Here is a 20,193-nt window from a genome sequence, read left to right as displayed (position 1 = left end):
GAACTAACCCAAGGTCAACTCAAGCACCAGGCATGCGCCCATAACTTAACGAATTGGCAATGGATACATCAAACCGCCATCGCGCCACAACGCATTCATGCCTCGTTCGATTTTAAGAGGACTGCTCTGGCCCACATTGCGTTCGAAACTTTCGGCATAATTGCCAACCTGTTTCACAATACGATAGGCCCATTGCTCATCCAGCCCAAGGTTCTTTCCGGCGTTACCGGTGACCCCCAGCAATCGCTGTATGGCCGGTGAGGGCTTTTAAGCTGGTCATCGACATTCGCCGAACTGACACCCAGTTCTTCTGCCAGCATCATGGCGATCAATGACCACTTCACAATATTGAGCCACGCGTCGTCACCCTGACGAACGAACGGCCCCAGAGGTTCTTTTGAAATCAGTTCAGGCAAAACGACGTAGTCATCCGGATTGCCCAAGCGTGATGCGCGGATCGCGGCCAGACCGGAGGCATCGGTTGAAAACACATCACACCGCCCCGCCGCGAACGCCGATACGGCCTCATTGAACTGTTCGATGACTACGGGCTTGTACTGAATGCCGTTGGCACGCGCCCAATCAGCCAAGGTGTTTTCGTTCGATGTTCCGGTCTGCAAGCAGATCGTTGCCCCATCAAGCTCTTTGGCCGAACTCACGCCTGAAGCCCGGGGCAGCAGAAACCCCTGACCATCGTAAAAGTTGATGCCCGCATGAATTACCCCCAATGCAGTATCTCGCTGCTGTGTCACCGAAGTATTACGCGCCAGAACATCAATTTCTCCGGACTGCAAAGCGGTAAACCGCTGCTGGGAATTCAGTGGAATTGCCTTGTACTTTTCCGCATCACCCAATACGGCAGCCGCCACTGCACGACACAGATCAACATCAAGCCCTTGCCAACGCCCTTTGTCGTCGGGTGCTGAAAACCCGGCAAAACCGGTGGTCAGACCACACTGCAAATAGTCACGCTTTATGACCGCATCTAGTGTCTGGGCAAAGGCTGCGGTACAGGCCATCCCGAGTATGGCTGCAAACAGACGTATAAAAATTTTTTTCATAAAAACCTCGAGAGAGCTACAGGGCGTTGAGCCCGTCCCGGCAAAGCCGAGCCGAAAGGCGTATTACCGTAATATCCGGCCTGGATTACAACAACACAATGGGTCATGCTTAACAGCAACGTGCGGAAATAACGTCATGCGAATAGAACGTTGAATGAACACGCCTGATGCGGTTGCCCATTCAAACAGAGGTCAAGCGTAACTGCGGCTGCCAAACAACGCAGAACCAATCCGGATATCGGTTGCCCCCTCTTCGATCGCCCACTCAAAGTCACTGGTCATTCCCATCGACAGGCGTTGAACACCGGTATAGCCGGCCGCCTGCGCCTGGTCGCGCAACTGACGCAGCTGGCTAAAACACGCACGTACCGCCGCTTCATCATCAGAATTAATGGCTAGCGTCATCAAACCTTTAACCTTCAGCGTTGGATAGTTTTGAAGTACGTTAAGGAAAGGCAACAGCTCACCCGGTTCAAGGCCAAACTTCGAAGGCTCTGGTGACGTTTTAACCTGGACCAAAACGTCGATACTTCGCCCATCGTCTGCCAAACGTCGATGCAGTGTCTCGGCCAGTGACTCACGGTCAAGCGATTGCACTTCGTTGACCCAGCGTACTGCATCTTTGGCCTTGTTGGTTTGCAAATGACCGATCAGCACCCAGCGCAAGGCCAGGTCCTCAAGCTGAGGAACCTTTTCACGGACTTCCTGCATGCGATTCTCGCCAAACTGAACCAACCCCAATCCGGCCGCTTCACGAATGGCGTCCGGACCAAATGTTTTACTGACGGCCAGTAAATTAACGGTTGCTGGGTCCCGTCCTGCGCGCGCGCACGCTTGCTGGATGCGGGTGCGTATATGCTCGAGGCGCTGTTTCATGGAATCGGACATTGCTGCGATTTACCGGAATGTTGAATACAGCATCAATTGTGGCATACGATGCGGCAAGAATGAGAGCCAAGGGCGACGCGTCTATACTTGGCAGGCGCTCACCTGGCATACCATGGTGCGTCCCAACGAGCACCTTAACGATAAATTACAGCGCCATTGCCAGCGTTCGCCGGCTTTCGAACACACGCTCTTGCCCTGTGTAGGGATCAGTAAATGAGATGCGTCGTGCCAGCAACTGCAACGGCCGGTCAAAATTGTCAAATGACGCTGACGGCTGCAGTTCCGGGTAAAAAGGTCATTGCAGATCGGTATACCCAGCGAACTCAAGTGGACCCGTAATTGGTGTTTTCGACCTGTCACAGGAGACAACTGATAAAGCGCCAGATCACCCATGCGGCGAAGCAACTCGATCAGAGTTCGGCTGTTAGGTTCACCCGGTACTTCCTGCATGGTGAAATGCGTGGCCTTAGGGGCCAGGCAACTTTCATGCATACGTGGAAACTCAAGCCCGTCGCGCCAGGGCGCAACGGCCTCATAAATCTTCTGGACTTCGCGCGACTGAAACAGTGACTGGTACGCACCACGACACGAAGGGTCAAGCGTCAACAGCATGACACCGGCAGTCTCACGATCCAGTCGGTGTGCCGGACTCAGCTGGGTTAACCCTGGCTGTTGACGAAGACGCGTCAGCGCTGTTTCCCGCAAATAGCGCCCACCAGGAATACTGGCCAGAAAATGGGGTTTATCGATCACCAGTATCCGCTCGTCGCGGTACAGGATATCAATTTCGAAAGGAACGATGGCTTCATCAGGTACCTCACGATAGTACCAAAGCCATTGATTGGGTTGATAGGTGGTGTCAGCTGTTTGCGAAACTCCGTCCTGATCGACAATCTCACCGCGAGCCAGCCGCTCCCGAATCACCTGTGGTGCGGTGAACGGAAATCGTTCGATCAGGAAATCGATCAGGGTTGGCCAAGGGCCCTGAGGCAGATGCACACGGCTGGGCGCGACGCCCTGACGCACGGGCAGCGGAGTGGTATCTAAAGAGGTTATTGCCATAGCGCTAAGACACCGTTGCCATGAGAATCCATCGCATCAACAGCCAATGCCCGGCTTAGCGTGATGCACCGTACGCTGGGTTGGCGCTGGGCAGTTGTCTATGTTGTTTTCCAAAGTAAAACGCCCCGCAACGAAGAGTTGCGGGGCGTTTTGGTATAAAAGCCTGACGATGACCTACTTTCACAGACGTTAATCAACTATCATCGGCGCAGAGGTGTTTCACGGTCCTGTTCGGGATGGGAAGGGGTGGGACCACCTCGCTATGGTCGTCAAGCGTAACTTGTTGCCTGGGCTGGTGAACTGCTTAGGCCAACCTGGGCCAATCGTGGAAGAAGCAACGTGTGGTGCGTGATGCATCACACACGATGGTGAGTACTTATGTTTTGCAGTGTTGGGTTGCGTTGTTTAGCGGTGCTGTTGCTGCCGGGTTAGGGCAGACTTTCAATTTGTTTGAACGGCACTTGAATCACGTTAACCTGCAAGGTTATAGGATCAAGCCGCACGGGCAATTAGTACTGGTTAGCTAAGTACATTACTGTACGTACACACCCAGCCTATCAACGTCCTGGTCTCGAACGACCCTTCAGGGGGCTCTAGGCCCCGGGATACCTAATCTTCAGACGAGTTTCCCGCTTAGATGCCTTCAGCGGTTATCTCTTCCGTACATAGCTACTCGGCAATGCCATTGGCATGACAACCGATACACCAGCGGTACGTCCACTCCGGTCCTCTCGTACTAGGAGCAGGCTCCGTCAAGTATCCAACGCCCACGGCAGATAGGGACCAAACTGTCTCACGACGTTTTAAACCCAGCTCACGTACCTCTTTAAATGGCGAACAGCCATACCCTTGGGACCGGCTACAGCCCCAGGATGAGATGAGCCGACATCGAGGTGCCAAACACCGCCGTCGATATGAACTCTTGGGCGGTATCAGCCTGTTATCCCCAGAGTACCTTTTATCCGTTGAGCGATGGCCCTTCCATTCAGAACCACCGGATCACTATGTCCTGCTTTCGCACCTGTTCGACGTGTCAGTCTCACAGTCAAGCACGCTTATGCCATTGCACTATCAGCACGATTTCCGACCGTACCTAGCGTACCTTCGAACTCCTCCGTTACGCTTTGGGAGGAGACCGCCCCAGTCAAACTGCCCACCATGCACTGTCCCCAACCCGGATAACGGGCCAAGGTTAGAACCGCAAACAGACCAGGGTGGTATTTCAAGGTTGGCTCGGCCAAATCTAGCGACTTGGTTTCAACGCCTCCCACCTATCCTACACAGGCCGGTTCACAGTTCAATGCAAAGCTACAGTAAAGGTTCATGGGGTCTTTCCGTCTAGCCGCGGGTAGATTGCATCATCACAAACACTTCAACTTCGCTGAGTCTCAGGAGGAGACAGTGTGGCCATCGTTACGCCATTCGTGCAGGTCGGAACTTACCCGACAAGGAATTTCGCTACCTTAGGACCGTTATAGTTACGGCCGCCGTTTACCGGGGCTTCGATCAAGAGCTTGCACCCCATCACTTAACCTTCCGGCACCGGGCAGGCGTCACACCCTATACGTCCACTTTCGTGTTAGCAGAGTGCTGTGTTTTTAATAAACAGTCGCAGCCACCGATTCTCTGTGACCCCTTCATGCTCAGGGCGCAGGCCCATCACACTACCAGGGTATACCTTCTCCCGAAGTTACGGTATCAATTTGCCGAGTTCCTTCTCCTGAGTTCTCTCAAGCGCCTTGGAATATTCATCCCGTCCACCTGTGTCGGTTTGCGGTACGGTCGTGCAGTACTGAAGCTTAGAGGCTTTTCTTGGGACCACTTCCGATTAGTTTAAGACCGAAGTCTTATTCAGCCACACCCTTGAATTACGCGCCCGGATTTGCCTAAAGCGCCTTCTATAGTGCAGCAACGGGGACTTCCAACACCCCGATAACCTTTCGCAATCCGTCCCCCCATCGCATACTGCAACGGTGCTGGAATATTAACCAGCTTCCCATCAGCTACGCATCTCTGCCTCGCCTTAGGGGCCGACTCACCCTGCGCCGATGAACGTTGCGCAGGAAACCTTGGACTTACGGCGAGGGGCTTTTCACCCCTTTATCGCTACTCATGTCAGCATTCGCACTTCTGATACCTCCAGCAGACTTTACAATCTGCCTTCGCAGGCTTACAGAACGCTCTCCTACCGCGTATATCGAAGATATACACCCGCAGCTTCGGTAACTGGCTTAGCCCCGTTACATCTTCCGCGCAGGACGACTCGATCAGTGAGCTATTACGCTTTCTTTAAAGGATGGCTGCTTCTAAGCCAACCTCCTGACTGTCTAAGCCTTCCCACTTCGTTTCCCACTTAGCCCGTTTTAGGGACCTTAGCTGGCGGTCTGGGTTGTTTCCCTCTTGAGTCCGGACGTTAGCACCCGGTGCTCTGTCTCCCGCGCTGTACTTGCCGGTATTCGGAGTTTGCCATGGTTTGGTAAATCGCAATGACCCCCTAGCCATAACAGTGCTCTACCCCCGGCAGTAATACGCGAGGCACTACCTAAATAGTTTTCGGAGAGAACCAGCTATTTCCAGGCTTGTTTAGCCTTTCACCCCTATCCACAGTTCATCCCCTAATTTTTCAACATTAGTGGGTTCGGTCCTCCAGCACGTGTTACTGTGCCTTCAACCTGACCATGGATAGATCGCCTGGTTTCGGGTCTACACCCAGCGACTAAAATCGCCCTATTCGGACTCGCTTTCGCTACGCCTTCCCTATTCGGTTAAGCTTGCCACTGAATGTAAGTCGCTGACCCATTATACAAAAGGTACGCAGTCACCCCATAAAGAGGCTCCTACTGTTTGTATGCACACGGTTTCAGGATCTATTTCACTCCCCTTCCGGGGTTCTTTTCGCCTTTCCCTCACGGTACTGGTTCACTATCGGTCGATCACGAGTATTTAGCCTTGGAGGATGGTCCCCCCATCTTCAGACAGGATTTCACGTGTCCCGCCCTACTTGTCTGACGCTTAGTTCCACATACTGTATTTCACCTACAGGGCTATCACCTGCTACGGCGGCTCTTTCCAGGGCCTTCGGTTATACAACATGCTAAATCGTCACGGCTGCTCCGGTTTCGCTCGCCGCTACTACCGGAATCTCGGTTGATTTCTTTTCCTCGAGTTACTGAGATGTTTCAGTTCACCCGGTTCGCTTCAACACACCTATGTATTCAGTGTGTGATACCCTCTTGCGAGGGTGGGTTTCCCCATTCGGACATCTGCGGATCAAAGCTTGTTTGCCAGCTCCCCGCAGCTTTTCGCAGGCTACAACGTCCTTCATCGCCTGTGATCGCCAAGGCATCCACCATGTGCACTTAGTCACTTGATCCTATAACGTTGCACGCTATAGGTCTCTAACTTGAGTTTGCGTGTTTGTGCCGTTCATCATTCTTAAGGCCCAGCCATGAATGACTGGATTTGAGAACTACTTGAACTAAATTGTTTAATGCAATCACAACCCGTACTTATCGCGGGTTACACCATTGACAGACCCGTAGCGAATTGATTAAAAATCAACTCACGGATTTGCTATGCTGCAACTCACCATAACTACTTCATTGTGTTGTTGCTTCTTCCTGATTGTTAAAGAACGATTTACAGCCGATAACTTACCTATCGGTAAGCTAACGAACAGAACCCTGAATTATACAACACTTCAAGATGCTCTTCGTTAGCCTGGCATGAATTTACTGACTACCGCACCACTTCCACAGCACACCCCAAGACCACTTCACCGAACTACCCTAACCCTCAACTTGCTCAATCACTTGAATCAAGTTCAGAGATTTTGGTGGAGGATGACGGGATCGAACCGACGACCCCCTGCTTGCAAAGCAGGTGCTCTCCCAGCTGAGCTAATCCCCTTCTCGTAAAACTATGGTGGGTCAAGTTGGAATCGAACCAACGACCCCCGCCTTATCAAGACGGTGCTCTAACCGACTGAGCTACTGACCCTTGGCCTTAACCCGATGGGTGCACTGCTGTAGCCTGAACTACAACCCATGCCGACTGCACTTTCAAACAACCGATAAGCGTGGACGCTTAATATCAACTACACCAAACCAGACGTGCTCTTAAAGGAGGTGATCCAGCCGCACCTTCCGATACGGCTACCTTGTTACGACTTCACCCCAGTCATGAATCCCACCGTGGTAAACGCCCCCTTGCGGTTAGGCTATCTACTTCTGGTGAAACCCACTCCCATGGTGTGACGGGCGGTGTGTACAAGACCCGGGAACGTATTCACCGCGGCATGCTGATCCGCGATTACTAGCGATTCCGACTTCATGCAGGCGAGTTGCAGCCTGCAATCCGGACTACGATCGGGTTTCTGAGATTGGCTCCCCCTCGCGGGTTGGCAACCCTCTGTCCCGACCATTGTATGACGTGTGAAGCCCTACCCATAAGGGCCATGAGGACTTGACGTCATCCCCACCTTCCTCCGGTTTGTCACCGGCAGTCTCATTAGAGTGCCCTTTCGTAGCAACTAATGACAAGGGTTGCGCTCGTTGCGGGACTTAACCCAACATCTCACGACACGAGCTGACGACAGCCATGCAGCACCTGTGTTCCGGTTCTCTTGCGAGCACTCCTCTATCTCTAAAGGATTCCAGACATGTCAAGGGTAGGTAAGGTTTTTCGCGTTGCATCGAATTAATCCACATCATCCACCGCTTGTGCGGGTCCCCGTCAATTCCTTTGAGTTTTAATCTTGCGACCGTACTCCCCAGGCGGTCAACTTCACGCGTTAGCTGCGCTACTAAGGCCCGAAGGCCCCAACAGCTAGTTGACATCGTTTAGGGCGTGGACTACCAGGGTATCTAATCCTGTTTGCTCCCCACGCTTTCGTGCATGAGCGTCAGTATTATCCCAGGGGCTGCCTTCGCCATCGGTATTCCTCCACATCTCTACGCATTTCACTGCTACACGTGGAATTCTACCCCCTCTGACATACTCTAGCTCGGGAGTTAAAAATGCCATTCCAAAGTTAAGCTCTGGGATTTCACATCTTTCTTTCCGAACCGCCTGCGCACGCTTTACGCCCAGTAATTCCGATTAACGCTTGCACCCTACGTATTACCGCGGCTGCTGGCACGTAGTTAGCCGGTGCTTATTCTGCAGATACCGTCATTAACCCCGGGTATTATCCAGAGTCGTTTCTTCTCTGCCAAAAGTGCTTTACAACCCGAAGGCCTTCATCGCACACGCGGGATGGCTGGATCAGGGTTGCCCCCATTGTCCAAAATTCCCCACTGCTGCCTCCCGTAGGAGTCTGGGCCGTGTCTCAGTCCCAGTGTGGCTGGTCGTCCTCTCAAACCAGCTACGGATCGTCGCCTTGGTAGGCCTTTACCCCACCAACTAGCTAATCCGATATCGGCCGCTCCAATAGTGAGAGGTCTTGCGATCCCCCTTTCCCCCGTAGGGCGTATGCGGTATTAGCCACGCTTTCGCGTAGTTATCCCCCGCTACTGGGTACGTTCCGATACATTACTCACCCGTTCGCCACTCGTCACCAAAGAAAGCAAGCTTTCTTCGTGCTACCGTTCGACTTGCATGTGTAAAGCATCCCGCTAGCGTTCAATCTGAGCCAGGATCAAACTCTTCAGTTTAAACCTGTAAATCGTATTTTCCTTAACCCCGAAAGGTCAGGTCATACGTCGCTGTACTCAAAGAAACAAACAGAGCTCTGATTAAAAATCAGGCTTGACTTGTTTCTTGTGCGAGCACTTGAATGTGTATTGCTTTAGCCCCTTCGTGAGAAGGGTGTTGGCCAATGCAGTTAACTCAAGCGCCCACACTTATCGGTTGTTTAATTGTTAAAGAGCAGTTGCAACCGGCGTCTTCACAAACACAGTAGAATTTAACCTACCGCACTTGGCGCTGCCTTGCTGCGTTTCGTTGATCTGTTTGATCAGCGAAGAAACGAGATTATGAACCAGTTTTTTATCGCTGTCAACTCGTTTTGAAGATTTTTTCAAAAATTTTTCAAACCTCAAAAACTTTCGAAACCTCAAAACCCGCTGACTACGCCGCTGAACCCAGCATCCAAACTATTCTGAAACCAGAACCGCCTGAACCGGCCAACTGCGCTGCGACGAAAAAGCACACTGCATCGTCCCGCTTCGCTTTACCTCACAACACCATTAGAACACATTTGCCTGACGTTAATTTGTTTGAAACAAACGCGTTTAACAAACCTGAACTACCCGGTAAACCGGACTTCGTTTCGACCCGCTTAAGGGTTAACCCGAAGGTGTTGTGCTGCAAAGAGGCCGAACTATAGCACGAGTTTTTTACGCCGTGCAAGTCAAAACACAAAAATATTCAAAAATCGTGAAAATAATTTCAGAACAGACAACCTGATTGATGGATGAACAAGCTGGTTGAAAAGCTTAACTATCTGTTTATATTAATTATTTCAACTTAACCAGAAATAAATTCAACCCGGGACGACCTCGCCGCAGAAGCACTAACTTTTTTATGCTGGCCAGACCACTTCCAGGCAGCACACTGATACTTGGACAGTTCAGCACGCTGGATAATCCCAACCGCTGCTGTAACTGCAACCCCAATATATCCATGATGCATGACGCATGACGACTATGCGTCCGTCCTTATAGACATGCCTTATATGCAGGCCTACCCATATATAGGGGTGCACAAGACATGGATACATAACAATCTGACCTGGCCTATTTAAGTCAGGTCTCGGTTGTTCAATAAACCAATCTGCATTTATCCAACCAACCATGCACCCAACACGCACTGAACTCAACATACCCATCAACACGCGCATCGATACGGCAACATTGATCTGGACTAATCAGTGCTACCGCCCTTACGCTATCGGGACCTACAACTTTCGGAGTATAGATATGGGCATCATCAGCATGATTGTGGTTGGCTTTATCGTGGGCCTTCTCGCCCGCGCCATCATGCCTGGCGACCAGAAGCTGGGCATCATCATGACAATCATCTTGGGTATAGCTGGTTCGATTGTGGCAGGCTACCTGGGAGCCGCACTGGGCTTTATGCTGCAGGCCAGGGCGCTGGCTGGATCGGCTCTATCATCGGGGCCGTGATTGTGCTGTTTATTTACGGCAAGGTTGCCAAGAAAGGCTGACCGCCACGACAGTGCAGTACCACCCTCGCAAACACAAAGGGCGAAGCGGTTTCAGCCGCTTCGCCCTTGTGCTTTTTCATTTTAAAACCGTTGCGCTTGTCACCCGTGTCTGGTGTACTGGCCCGCACCGAAGACAGCGCCCCCGTGCCTGGGGGTTTTTAATATGCGATCAGCACGCCCCTGCGTTCAACAACCATGGGCCCGCGCAGCCGGATCATTCGAGCTCGACCCAGACCCGCCCGTTTTCTATCTTGACAGGATAGGCGCGGATGTCTTCCGTCAGGGGCTCGCACATGGCTTTGCCGTTGCGAATATCAAAACGCCCCTGGTGTAACGGGCATTCGATTTCAAAGTCTTCAAGAAAGCCGTCACACAACCTCGCATTGCCGTGACTGCAGATATTGTCTGTAGCGAACACATTGCCTTCTACACCATAGATGGCAAGATCACGGCCACCTGCCTGAACGCCGACCACATCATCATCGGGCACATCATCAGCAGCCAGCACATCAACCCATTGCGTCATAACGGCCTCTAGATAGGATAAATAATTGAGTTAGGGATCATCTCTGAATCATAGATACAGAAACGCTCTTTGAATTTAAGGCCGTCTTCAGTGGCAATGACCTTGTCCAGGTAGCGGCCAACATTGAACACGGTTGATTCACCATCATACTTTGTACGAAACACCGCATAGTTGGCCTCAGACTGTATGACACCATTCTCGAAGCCGAGAATACGCGGCGCACCAACCACATGGCGCTGATAGTACGGATCGTGGAACAATGTTTCCTGAATACCGTAGGCACGGTCTTTGAGCATGTTCTTGCTCAGCAACCACAGCGTCGACAAAGGGAAGCCCCGTTCGAAATTCTCCCGCGGCTGGACCTTGTATTCGCAATCGTCAGCAAACAGTTCGGTCCAGGCGGACCAGTCTTTGGAATCGACTGCAGCGACGTAGTCAGCATACAGTTTGTTCAGGTTCATATAAGCTTGAACGTCAATCATGTTCAGATCTCCAACTGTTTGCGCCAGTACTCGTACATGCCGCGAATGAGCGTTTCGGTCACCATGTGTTCGGTATTTTCAACTTCGTAGCCACCCAGTTCTGCGACAGCCCGATGCCAGGGCTTTTGCTCGAAACCATACTGCGAGAATTCGATGACTTCACCATCGTCAGCCGACACAAAGCCGGCCGGACCAAACAGGTTGGCCTGGATGAGCCGACGCTTTGTCATTTCTTCCGTGTCATCGTCGAAACCGAAATGCGTCCAGACGAAATCGAACGAGCCCTCATCATTGGGCTGAATGTGGCGGGTTGAAACGCTGTTGACCTGCTGCTGGAAAATGACACTGGGAAATACCGTCATCATGACTGCGGTGGGCTCACCCCACCAGTCTTCATGGACGATGTCCAGCAAACGCTTGTCCTGGACCTGCATCCCTTCTTTGAATGATGTGACACCCTGCGTGACTTCATTCTTGGCACCGGCGTTGCCACGCGTGGAAATCATGGCCGCGTGGCGATTGTGTTCGTCCATGCGCAATGCTGATTTATTGTCGGCGCGCCACAGACCGTAAGTTACGAACCAGGTGTGCAACAAGCCCGGATGGTAAGGGTCTTTGATGTTTTCCTGCATAAGCTTCCAGTTACCCGGAATACGCTGGCGGTTATAGCCCAGAATATGCAGCTTGCGGCCATTGAACAGGCGATCAAAGTACTGGAGGATTTCAGGGCCCAGAAACTCTTCAAACGGCACAACATCATGGTCGAACGATGCAAAAACAACGCCCCCGCGCGTGGCAACCTTCAGTTTGGTCAAACCATGCTCTTTGGTCTTGAAGTCTTTGGGCATACCACCATGAACCTGGCCGTCTTTTTTGACACCCCGCAAAAACGGAACGCCCTGCAGGTCACCTTTCAGGCTGTAATTCCATTGATGATATGCACAAACCAGCTCTTTGGTATTGCCGGTACGTTCGCGTACAAACTGCATGCCCCGGTGAGCACAGACGTTTTCCACCACATTGATGCCACCCTCGGCATCACGCGTCATGATGACCGAGCGTTCGCCAATGAAAGTGCGCTTGAAATCACCCGGATTGGGCACCTCGGCCTCAAGCCCTACATAACACCAATGGTTTTTGTAGAACAGGCGTTCAAGTTCTTTCTTGTAAATATCGTTATCGGTATAAACCCAGAACGGGATCCGACTGGTGCCATCCCCTCCCACTGCGGGTCGCGGGGGAAACTGTCAGCGCTAGTGCTCATCATCCTCTCCTTGCAAATCAATATCGGTCAGCTGGCACTGGCATAAAACGCGTCGGCATACACATGGTCTGCCGGCACACCTTTACGAGTTACCAGAAGGGTTGCGGCATCCACCATCGGTGGGGAACCACATAAATAAACGCGGAAACCGTCCAGTGAAGGCCAGTCTGCCTCAACGGCATCGGTAACCAAACCGCTGCGCTGCCCCGGAGCGGCCTCGCCCACCGTGACCACCACATGAACCTCAAGATTGGGAAACGGGCCTGCAGCGCCTGCAACGCTTCAAGACCATACACATCGTCTTTGGAACGAACCCCGAAATACACATGAACCGGATTCGTCATGCCCCCTCGAGCGCACCACGAATGATCGACAGCACAGGCGCCAGGCCCGTACCCCCTGCAATGCACAATATCGGCCCTTCATGCTTGCGGCGCAAATACGCCGTACCCAAAGGACCCGTAACCCTGACGCTGTCACCGGGCTTGAGCGTCTCGGCGATGTAACCGCTGACCCGCCCTTCGGGCACCAGACGCACATGAAACTCAAGGTGTTCATCGGTATGCAGGCCGGCCATGGAATAGGGCCGGATATGGTCGCGTGTGAACTGCAGGGTAGCGTATTGGCCGGGCGAGAACTCCAGCGGCTTGGCCGGCTTCATGACAATGCGTTTGATATCGTGCGTGGCATCGTCAACCGACACCACGGTGGCCTTGATAATGCGCGCCGGATGAGTGACGACCTCATCAGGTTCTGGAATTTCAATCGTGCAGGGCTCGGTCAGTGTACTCATGCAAGCCAGAACATAGTTGTCGGCATGCGGATTGGTCAACGTGGTTTCGAGGCCGGACTCAAGCACTTGGCCTTTGAGCACTTTGCAGCGACAGGTACCACACCGCCCCGCCATACAACTGTATGACACCGGAATCTGGTTGGCCTGAAGCACTTCAAGCAGGTTGGCGCCGGGCTCGGCAGACAAAGTCCGGCCCAAAGGCTGGATAGACAACTCCATGATTCGTCTCGCTGTTTTCGAATTCTGTAATGTAAATGGAGTATAGCGAGCGAGCCTTAATTAACCTATAGAATACTGTGAATTAAATCTATAAATTTTATGAATAATGGATCTGAAAGATATCGACCTGAACCTGCTGGTGGTCTTTAACTACCTGCTGACCGAACGCAGTGTTTCCGGTGCCGCTGCGAAACTCACTCTGACGCAACCCGCAGTCAGCAATGCGCTGAAGCGACTGCGTACCCTCACAGGTGATGAGCTGTTTATCCGCACCTCGAAAGGCATGGAGCCAACGCCGTATGCCGCGCTGCTGGCCGAGCCAATTTCCTATGCCCTGAGCACCTTGCACGAAACCCTGAACCAGCGTGCATCGTTCGCCCCGGCTACCAGCCAGCGCAAGTTCGTGGTGGCCATGACCGACCTGGGCGAAATCACCATGCTGCCAGAATTGATGCACGCACTGAAGTCTGTCGCGCCCGGCATTACCATAAACACGGTGCGAAACTCGCACGACAGTCTGGGCGATGAACTTGAGGCTGGCCATGTTGACCTGGCCATCGGCCTGCTACCGCAACTGAAAACAGGTTTTTTCCAGCAACGCCTGTTCATGCAAAAGCACGTCTGCCTGATGCGCCGCGGACACCCGCTGGACGGGGAAGCAGTTTCGAAAGACCATTTTTTTGAACATGAGCATGTACAAGTCGTGTCAGCGGGAACCGGACACACAAAAATCGATGAAATCATCGACAACAGTTATGCCGCCAAACGCAAGGTACGCTTGATGGTGCCGCACTTTGTTGGCGTGGGCCACATTATTGCCACAACCGACCTGATTGCGAGCGTACCCGAGCTGTACGCTCGCCAATATGCCGAGCCGTTTAACCTGACCTACGTAAACCACCCCTGCCCTTGCCGAAATTCGGCATCAATCTGTTCTGGCATGCCAAATTCCATAAAGAACCCGGAAATCAGTGGCTGCGAAAACTGATTTTCAACCTGTTCTCTGAAGGGATCAGGGCAGCACCCGAAGACGCTGCGCAAACAGAAACCGGATACCACCATCAGCCGTGACCCCAGACGTTCAGAGATCACCTGGAGTTCACGAATAAATCAATGGAGCGGGTCGTGTTTTTGAGTTGTATTGAATTGGCCCAAGGCCCGGTTTTATTTCTTGGCCAAGGCCTGATGGACCGAGTCCAGCTTTTCAACCAGCGCCGTCAAAGGCATGGCACCATTGACCCTCGAGCCATCGGCAAAGAACAGGGCTGGTGTACCCCGAATGGTCATTTGACGACCCAAAGCGGCGATGTCTTCAATAGGCGTTTCACACTGAGCCTCGGGTGGCACAACCCCATCAAGCATCCAGTTGCGCCAGGCCGCAACGCGGTCGGGAGCACACCAGATGTTACGCGACTTGTCTTTGGAGTCGGGGGACAAGATCGGGTACAGCAAGGTGTAGACCGTCACGTTATCAACTTCGTTCAGGGTTTCGTGCAAACGCTTGCAATAGCCGCAATTCGGATCCTCAAACGCCACCAGTACACGCTCGCCATTCCCCTTGACCTGCTTGATGGCCTTGTCCAGAGGCAACTGATCGAAAGGCACCTGAGACAGTTCGACCAGACGTGCCGAAGTCAGATCAACACGAGACTGGGCATCAATAAGGGACCCCTGCATCACATAACTGACATCAGCGTCACTGTAGAGCAAATCCATGCCGACCTGAACCTCGAAAAGCCCAGGAAATGGGGTCTCGCGCACGGCGGCGATTTCAATGCCGGGAAAACGGGTTTCAAAACGCCCTTTGACTTGAGCAACAGAGGCTTTCGGCACAGCCAGGGCGACCTGCGCCAGCGACGACTCGCCGGACGCTGAAGGGCCGGATGAGGCTGACGCGGAATCACCCTGGGGAGCAGGTACCGCGACACCCGGAGAAGCGAGCCCTGCAGCATCCTGGCCTGCTGATGCACTCTCGGCCACTGCAGGGGCAGCCCCCGGCACGGCCTGCGCATGCGCCAGACCGGCCACGGCCCCTGAAACGGCCAGGGCCAGCATAGCGACCCGACGACGAAAAACAAATGACATGATGACTCCGAAAATAAACTGAACACACAAGGGCTTTTAAAAGAGAAGGCACCCGCCTTTGAATACTGCCCCCATGACACGCTAGCGTGACGCCCCGTCAATAAGACGCCGCTTCAGAAACGGCAAACGATCAACCAGAGTCATGCCTAGATTGCGCGCCAGCATGACCGGAGGCGATTGAATGGCAAAAAGACGGTGCAGCCCATCGGTGACTGCGCGCATGGCCAGCACGGGCTCGGCCCGGGCTCGGCGATAGCGCGACAATACGCGCATGTCACCTACATCACGATATGCTTCTTTAGACGCCAGTACCCGCAAGAGTTCCTGAACATCGCCCAGCCCAAGGTTCAGGCCTTGACCGGCAAGCGGATGAACACGATGCGCCGCATCGCCCACCAGGGCAATGCCCGGCGCAACCATATCGCTGTGCTCAACGAACAGCGGAAACGAAAACACGGAACTACGTACGTGGACATCACCGAAAAAACCACTGCATACCGGTGCCAGGTGAGATTCGAGCCAAAGCGCCTGATCATCGGGCGCTTTGGCCATCAGGGCCTCGGCCTGCTCTTGCGGCATGGACCAAACCAGCGAAACCTGATGCCCCTCGGGCGTGTCGGGCATGGGTAAAAAAGCGATGACCCCATCGGACGTAAACCACTGGAACGCTGTACCTTGATGGGGTCGCTGCACCGTAAGGTGAGTGACGACACCAGAGTGACCGTAGGGACGCGAATGATGGCGTATACCGGCGGATTCGCGAACGGGTGAACGGGCACCATCGGCCCCGATCACCAGACCAGCCGGCAGGGTTTGACCGGATGACGTCACCACACGGCCTGAACTCGATTGATGGAAATGATCGGGGCACCAGTTCACACGAAACAATCGGACGGCCTGGCGCAACACGCGCTCGATCTCATCGGATTCGAGTATCCAGGTTAGCGTTGTTTGCGCAGCCTGCCAGGCATTCAGGTGTACATGACCACTCGCATCGCCATAGACCTGCATGGCTTCGACCGGCGTAATACGGGCCGGATCGAGCATGTCCCAGACACCCAGATCTGACAAAAACCGCTGGCTGGCCGGCGAAATGGCATAGACCCGTGCACCAAACTTGCCGGGGACCGGCACAGGCAAGTCGCGAACAGGCCCCACCAGGGTAGTATCGAAGCCGGCCCGTGCCAACGCAAGTGCGCTGGCCAGCCCCACCAGCCCCGCCCCGCATACGACGACAGATTCGCGACTCATCGGGCTGATGGCGCACCGGCCTGCTTCGGCCACAGCACCCACATTTCACCGGTTTGCTTCATGCGACCGGCCTGATTTCCAGCGGCCTCACCGGTTCCCCAATAAAAGTCGGTGCGCGCCGCGCCCTTGATGGCAGCGCCGGTGTCTTGAGCGAACATCAGGCGGCGCAACGGCTGCTGCGAGGCCGGCAAGGTTGTGGATAGATACACCAGGCTACCCAACGGTACAAACGCAGGATCAATGGCAACCGCCCGCCCGCCAATCAGTGGAATACCATAGGCGCCTTTGGGCCCAAGCTCGACGTCTGGAATGGCTTCCTCACGGAAAAACACCATGGCAGGATTGGCGTTGAGCATTTCCTGAATACGTGCCGGATTACGCTGGGCCCAGGCCTTGATGTTTTGCATGGACGTTTGCGCCAGAGGCATTTCACCCTTGTCGGCCAACCATCGACCGATGGATGCATACGGGCGACCGTTGTGATCGGCGTAGGCCAGACGGATCGTTTCGCCATTGGGCAAGACGGCACGCCCGGAGCCTTGAATTTGCAGGAAAAACGCCTCAACCGGATCTTGTGCCCAGACAATGACCGGCGGCTGCCTGGCGCCCGACACGATCTGGGCCCGGGTATCGTAAGGCACAACCCGCTTGCCTTCGAGCTTGCCACGAACACGTTTGCCCGCGAGTTCGGGGTAAACCGCCCCGAGATCAATGGTCAGCAGGTCGTCGGGAGCCGCATACAACGGCCATTGATACTCGCCACCGCGGGCGCGTGACGCGCGGATCATCGGTTCGTAGTACCCCGTAACGGTATTGCGGGCAAGCTGGCCACTGCCGTCAAGCAAACGCCAGGGTTGCAAATGCGTCTGGATGAACTCACGCACCCATTGGGTATCGGGCTGGGCGGTTTCAGGCACACCGGCTTGCTGAACCTGCAGACAAACACCATGCCAGGCGCGCGGTGCCGCCCGGGCGGGAAGGGCCAGGGAACCGGATACTGGCCGCATCAAACCCTTGCAATTATTGACCAGCCCTTTCCAGACTGAAGCCAGATCATCATCAGCCCAGCCCGGCAGCGCAGCCCAGGTCACTGACTGAAACCGGCCCGACAACGGGCGCACCTGGGTTTCACGCAAAACAGACAGATCGGGCACCTGCAACGGACGGGATGCAATATCGGGAACCGGCTCTGTTCCGGGAGCCGGGACGACGGGAGCCTCGGGGAAGCGTGCTGCAGGCAGCCAGCAGCACCAACAGCAAAGGGAGGAAACGTTTTTTCATGGTCAGCTAAAAGTAAGCAACGGCCAGTACAATTTCAATGCAGTGTACGCGGCATGGCCAGGACGAACTCGGGAATGTCAGCTTCGAAAGGAATGCCATTATCGCCAACGCAATGGTATGAGCCTTTCATGGTGCCGAATGGTGTAGGTAACGGACAACCGCTGGTGTATTCAAAGCTTGCACCCGGTGCAAGCAGGGGTTGCTGGCCCACAACACCTAACCCCTGACTTCCTGCACGTTCTGGCGCGCATCGGTAATCACCCAGTGGCGGCTGATCACCTGGGCCGCATGCTGGCCGTTATTGGTAATACGAACGGTGTAGGCAAACACGAAGCGGTTTTTATCGGGGTCAGACTGCTCAGCCAGATATTGCGGTGTAACGGAAATGCTCAGGTCATAAGGCTTCATGGGAAATTCCGTGAGACAACGTGTGCGCCTGCAATAATGTCATATGTTTGCCGGAGAATGATCCGGAACCACCAGAAGGTTAAAAAAATCATGCCTACAACCACCACCCGTATCGCACCCAGCCTGCTGTCGGCTGATTTTGCCCGCTTGGGCGAAGAAGTGCGCAATGTCGTCGATGCCGGCGCAGACTGGATCCATTTTGATGTCATGGACAACCATTATGTTCCCAACCTGACAATCGGCCCCATGGTCTGTGAGGCCATACGCCCCCACACGACAGCCCCGATTGATGTCCACCTGATGGTCGAACCGGTTGACGACATTATCCCGCAATTCGCCAAAGCCGGGGCCGACATCATCACATTCCACCCTGAAGCCTCGCGTCACCCGGACCGCACGCTGTCCCTGATCCGGGACCATGGTTGCAAGGCCGGGCTTGTCTTCAACCCGGCCACATCACTGCAATGGATGGACTACGTCATGGACAAGCTGGACATCATTTTGCTGATGTCGGTCAACCCAGGCTTTGGCGGACAAAGCTTCATTGCCAACACCCTGACCAAACTGGCCGAGGCACGCCAGAAAATAGACGCCTGGCAAAACAATGGGGGCAGTCCATTTATCTGGAAGTGGACGGCGGAGTCAAGGTGAACAACATTGCCGACATTCGTGCCGCAGGGGCTGACACATTTGTAGCCGGCTCTGCCATTTTTGGCCAACCCGATTACCGGAAGATTATCGACGCGATGCGCGCAGAGATTACCCGGGGTGAAGAGGCCCGCGCATGACCTACACCGCAGTCTTGATGGACCTGGACGGAACCCTGATCAATTCCATTCCGGACCTGGCCGACGCCACCAATGCCATGCGGGTTGAAATGGGCCTGCCCCAGCTGCCGCTGGATGTCATTGCCACCTATGTCGGAAAGGGCGCAGAAACCTTGGTCAAACGCGCCTTGTCGGTTCATGTCGATCAAGAACCTGACGATCAACACATTGCCCAAGGGCTTGCGATATTCAAGCGCCACTACAGCATGGTGAACGGGGCAAAATCGGCGGTTTATGCCGGTGTGCTTGAAGGTCTGACCCATCTGCGCGAGGCGGGTATCCCGATGGCCATAGTTACCAACAAACCGTCCGAGTTCACCCGTCCGCTGCTGACGGCCTGTGGCCTGGTCAATTTTTTGAACATATTGTGTGCGGGGATACCTGCACTGAAAAAACCCCACCCGATGCCACTGCTCCATGCCTGCGATCTGCTGCAGGTTGAACCCGGTCAGGTTGTCATGGTGGGGGACTCGGCCAACGACGCCATTGCCGCCGAAGCCGCGGGCATCACCATGCTGGCTGTACCCTACGGGTATAACGAAGGGCAGGACGTGCAAAACCTGAAAGTCGATGGTATAGTTGAAACGGTCTGTGCGGCTGCCCTATGGGTAACCCGCCCGAAAATACAAATTGGCGCACTTTAAGCCGTGCGCCTGCAGGCAAGAACCAAACAATGAACTCAACCGTTATCCGCAACATGTCACACGGCGCCTATTGGCGCTGGTGGCGTTCGTGTTCCGGGTAGCGGTCTATCGTCTCCTGGTGCCAAAGTGTCGTTTGCCTTTGCACCACCAGCCAAAGTATCCAGCCCGGAACGCTCTGCGTAGCCGGGCTTTTTGTTGGGTCCGGCGCGTGTTTAACCCACCACCGAGACTCTC

Annotated in this window: 8 protein-coding genes, 1 tRNA gene, 3 rRNA genes and 7 pseudogenes; 4 read left to right on the top strand and 15 right to left on the bottom strand. The window is 54.0% G+C overall.

Annotated elements, in window-relative coordinates; genetic code table 11:
• Positions 1-45: 45 nt before the first annotated feature.
• The 7 genes and pseudogenes from N7E01_RS10690 to N7E01_RS10660 form a co-directional block, all read right to left on the bottom strand.
• Positions 46-1,019, bottom strand: a pseudogene (locus N7E01_RS10690) (amino acid ABC transporter substrate-binding protein).
• 234 nt (positions 1,020-1,253) lie between these two features.
• On the bottom strand, positions 1,254-1,937 hold the full coding sequence (locus N7E01_RS10685) for a YggS family pyridoxal phosphate-dependent enzyme (protein ID WP_289172874.1): 684 nt from the start codon (positions 1,935-1,937) through the stop codon (positions 1,254-1,256).
• A gap of 93 nt (positions 1,938-2,030) precedes the next feature.
• Positions 2,031-2,975: a pseudouridine synthase gene (locus tag N7E01_RS10680; RefSeq protein ID WP_350494833.1), complete on the bottom strand. Its 945-nt coding sequence runs from the start codon at positions 2,973-2,975 to the stop codon at positions 2,031-2,033.
• A 197-nt stretch (positions 2,976-3,172) separates the two neighbouring features.
• Positions 3,173-3,285, bottom strand: a 5S ribosomal RNA gene (gene rrf, locus N7E01_RS10675).
• A gap of 214 nt (positions 3,286-3,499) precedes the next feature.
• Positions 3,500-6,384, bottom strand: a 23S ribosomal RNA gene (locus N7E01_RS10670).
• A 549-nt stretch (positions 6,385-6,933) separates the two neighbouring features.
• Positions 6,934-7,010: transfer RNA gene (locus N7E01_RS10665), tRNA-Ile, on the bottom strand.
• Between the two features lie 121 nt (positions 7,011-7,131).
• A 16S ribosomal RNA gene (locus tag N7E01_RS10660) occupies positions 7,132-8,665 on the bottom strand.
• Together the 16S, 23S and 5S rRNA genes with 1 tRNA gene alongside form the textbook arrangement of a ribosomal RNA operon.
• A gap of 1,266 nt (positions 8,666-9,931) precedes the next feature.
• Here N7E01_RS10660 and N7E01_RS10655 point away from each other — a divergent pair.
• Positions 9,932-10,179, top strand: a pseudogene (locus N7E01_RS10655) (GlsB/YeaQ/YmgE family stress response membrane protein).
• A gap of 214 nt (positions 10,180-10,393) precedes the next feature.
• On the opposite strand, the gene N7E01_RS10650 reads toward N7E01_RS10655, so the two are convergent.
• The 4 genes and pseudogenes from N7E01_RS10650 to N7E01_RS10635 all read right to left on the bottom strand — a co-directional run bounded on the left by N7E01_RS10650 (position 10,394) and on the right by N7E01_RS10635 (position 13,463).
• The gene (locus tag N7E01_RS10650; RefSeq protein ID WP_289172872.1) at positions 10,394-10,705 is read right to left on the bottom strand and encodes a non-heme iron oxygenase ferredoxin subunit; all 312 of its coding nucleotides are present in this window, start codon (positions 10,703-10,705) and stop codon (positions 10,394-10,396) included.
• Between the two features lie 8 nt (positions 10,706-10,713).
• Positions 10,714-11,187: an aromatic-ring-hydroxylating dioxygenase subunit beta gene (locus N7E01_RS10645; protein ID WP_289172871.1), complete on the bottom strand. Its 474-nt coding sequence runs from the start codon at positions 11,185-11,187 to the stop codon at positions 10,714-10,716.
• 2 nt (positions 11,188-11,189) lie between these two features.
• Positions 11,190-12,451 (bottom strand): annotated as a pseudogene (locus N7E01_RS10640) (aromatic ring-hydroxylating dioxygenase subunit alpha).
• 27 nt (positions 12,452-12,478) lie between these two features.
• A pseudogene (locus N7E01_RS10635) lies at positions 12,479-13,463 on the bottom strand (2Fe-2S iron-sulfur cluster-binding protein).
• A 106-nt stretch (positions 13,464-13,569) separates the two neighbouring features.
• Between N7E01_RS10635 and N7E01_RS10630 the strand changes: the two are divergent.
• A pseudogene (locus N7E01_RS10630) lies at positions 13,570-14,534 on the top strand (LysR family transcriptional regulator).
• Between the two features lie 93 nt (positions 14,535-14,627).
• Here the strand turns inward: N7E01_RS10630 and N7E01_RS10625 are convergent.
• The 4 genes and pseudogenes from N7E01_RS10625 to apaG form a co-directional block, all read right to left on the bottom strand.
• Positions 14,628-15,548 (bottom strand): DsbC family protein, encoded by a 921-nt coding sequence (locus N7E01_RS10625; RefSeq protein WP_289172870.1) that lies wholly within the window; start codon positions 15,546-15,548, stop codon positions 14,628-14,630.
• A gap of 81 nt (positions 15,549-15,629) precedes the next feature.
• Positions 15,630-16,799 (bottom strand): FAD-dependent monooxygenase, encoded by a 1,170-nt coding sequence (locus N7E01_RS10620; protein ID WP_289172869.1) that lies wholly within the window; start codon positions 16,797-16,799, stop codon positions 15,630-15,632.
• The gene (mltA, locus tag N7E01_RS10615) at positions 16,796-17,953 is read right to left on the bottom strand and encodes a murein transglycosylase A (RefSeq protein WP_289172868.1); all 1,158 of its coding nucleotides are present in this window, start codon (positions 17,951-17,953) and stop codon (positions 16,796-16,798) included. Before mltA ends, N7E01_RS10620 begins: the two co-directional genes overlap by 4 nt.
• 161 nt (positions 17,954-18,114) lie before the next feature.
• A pseudogene (gene apaG / locus N7E01_RS10610) lies at positions 18,115-18,488 on the bottom strand (Co2+/Mg2+ efflux protein ApaG).
• 90 nt (positions 18,489-18,578) lie between these two features.
• Here apaG and rpe point away from each other — a divergent pair.
• Both rpe and N7E01_RS10600 read left to right on the top strand, forming a co-directional pair.
• Positions 18,579-19,276 (top strand): annotated as a pseudogene (gene rpe, locus N7E01_RS10605) (ribulose-phosphate 3-epimerase).
• A complete protein-coding gene (locus tag N7E01_RS10600; RefSeq protein ID WP_289172867.1) occupies positions 19,273-19,959 on the top strand; it encodes a phosphoglycolate phosphatase in 687 nt (228 codons plus the stop codon). Before rpe ends, N7E01_RS10600 begins: the two are co-directional and overlap by 4 nt.
• Positions 19,960-20,193 lie beyond the last annotated feature (234 nt).

Source organism: Neopusillimonas aromaticivorans (assembly GCF_030344915.1).
GTDB lineage: Bacteria > Pseudomonadota > Gammaproteobacteria > Burkholderiales > Burkholderiaceae_B > Neopusillimonas > Neopusillimonas aromaticivorans.
Note: the sequence above shows the minus strand (reverse complement) of the source record. Positions and strands in the feature narration are given on the sequence as shown.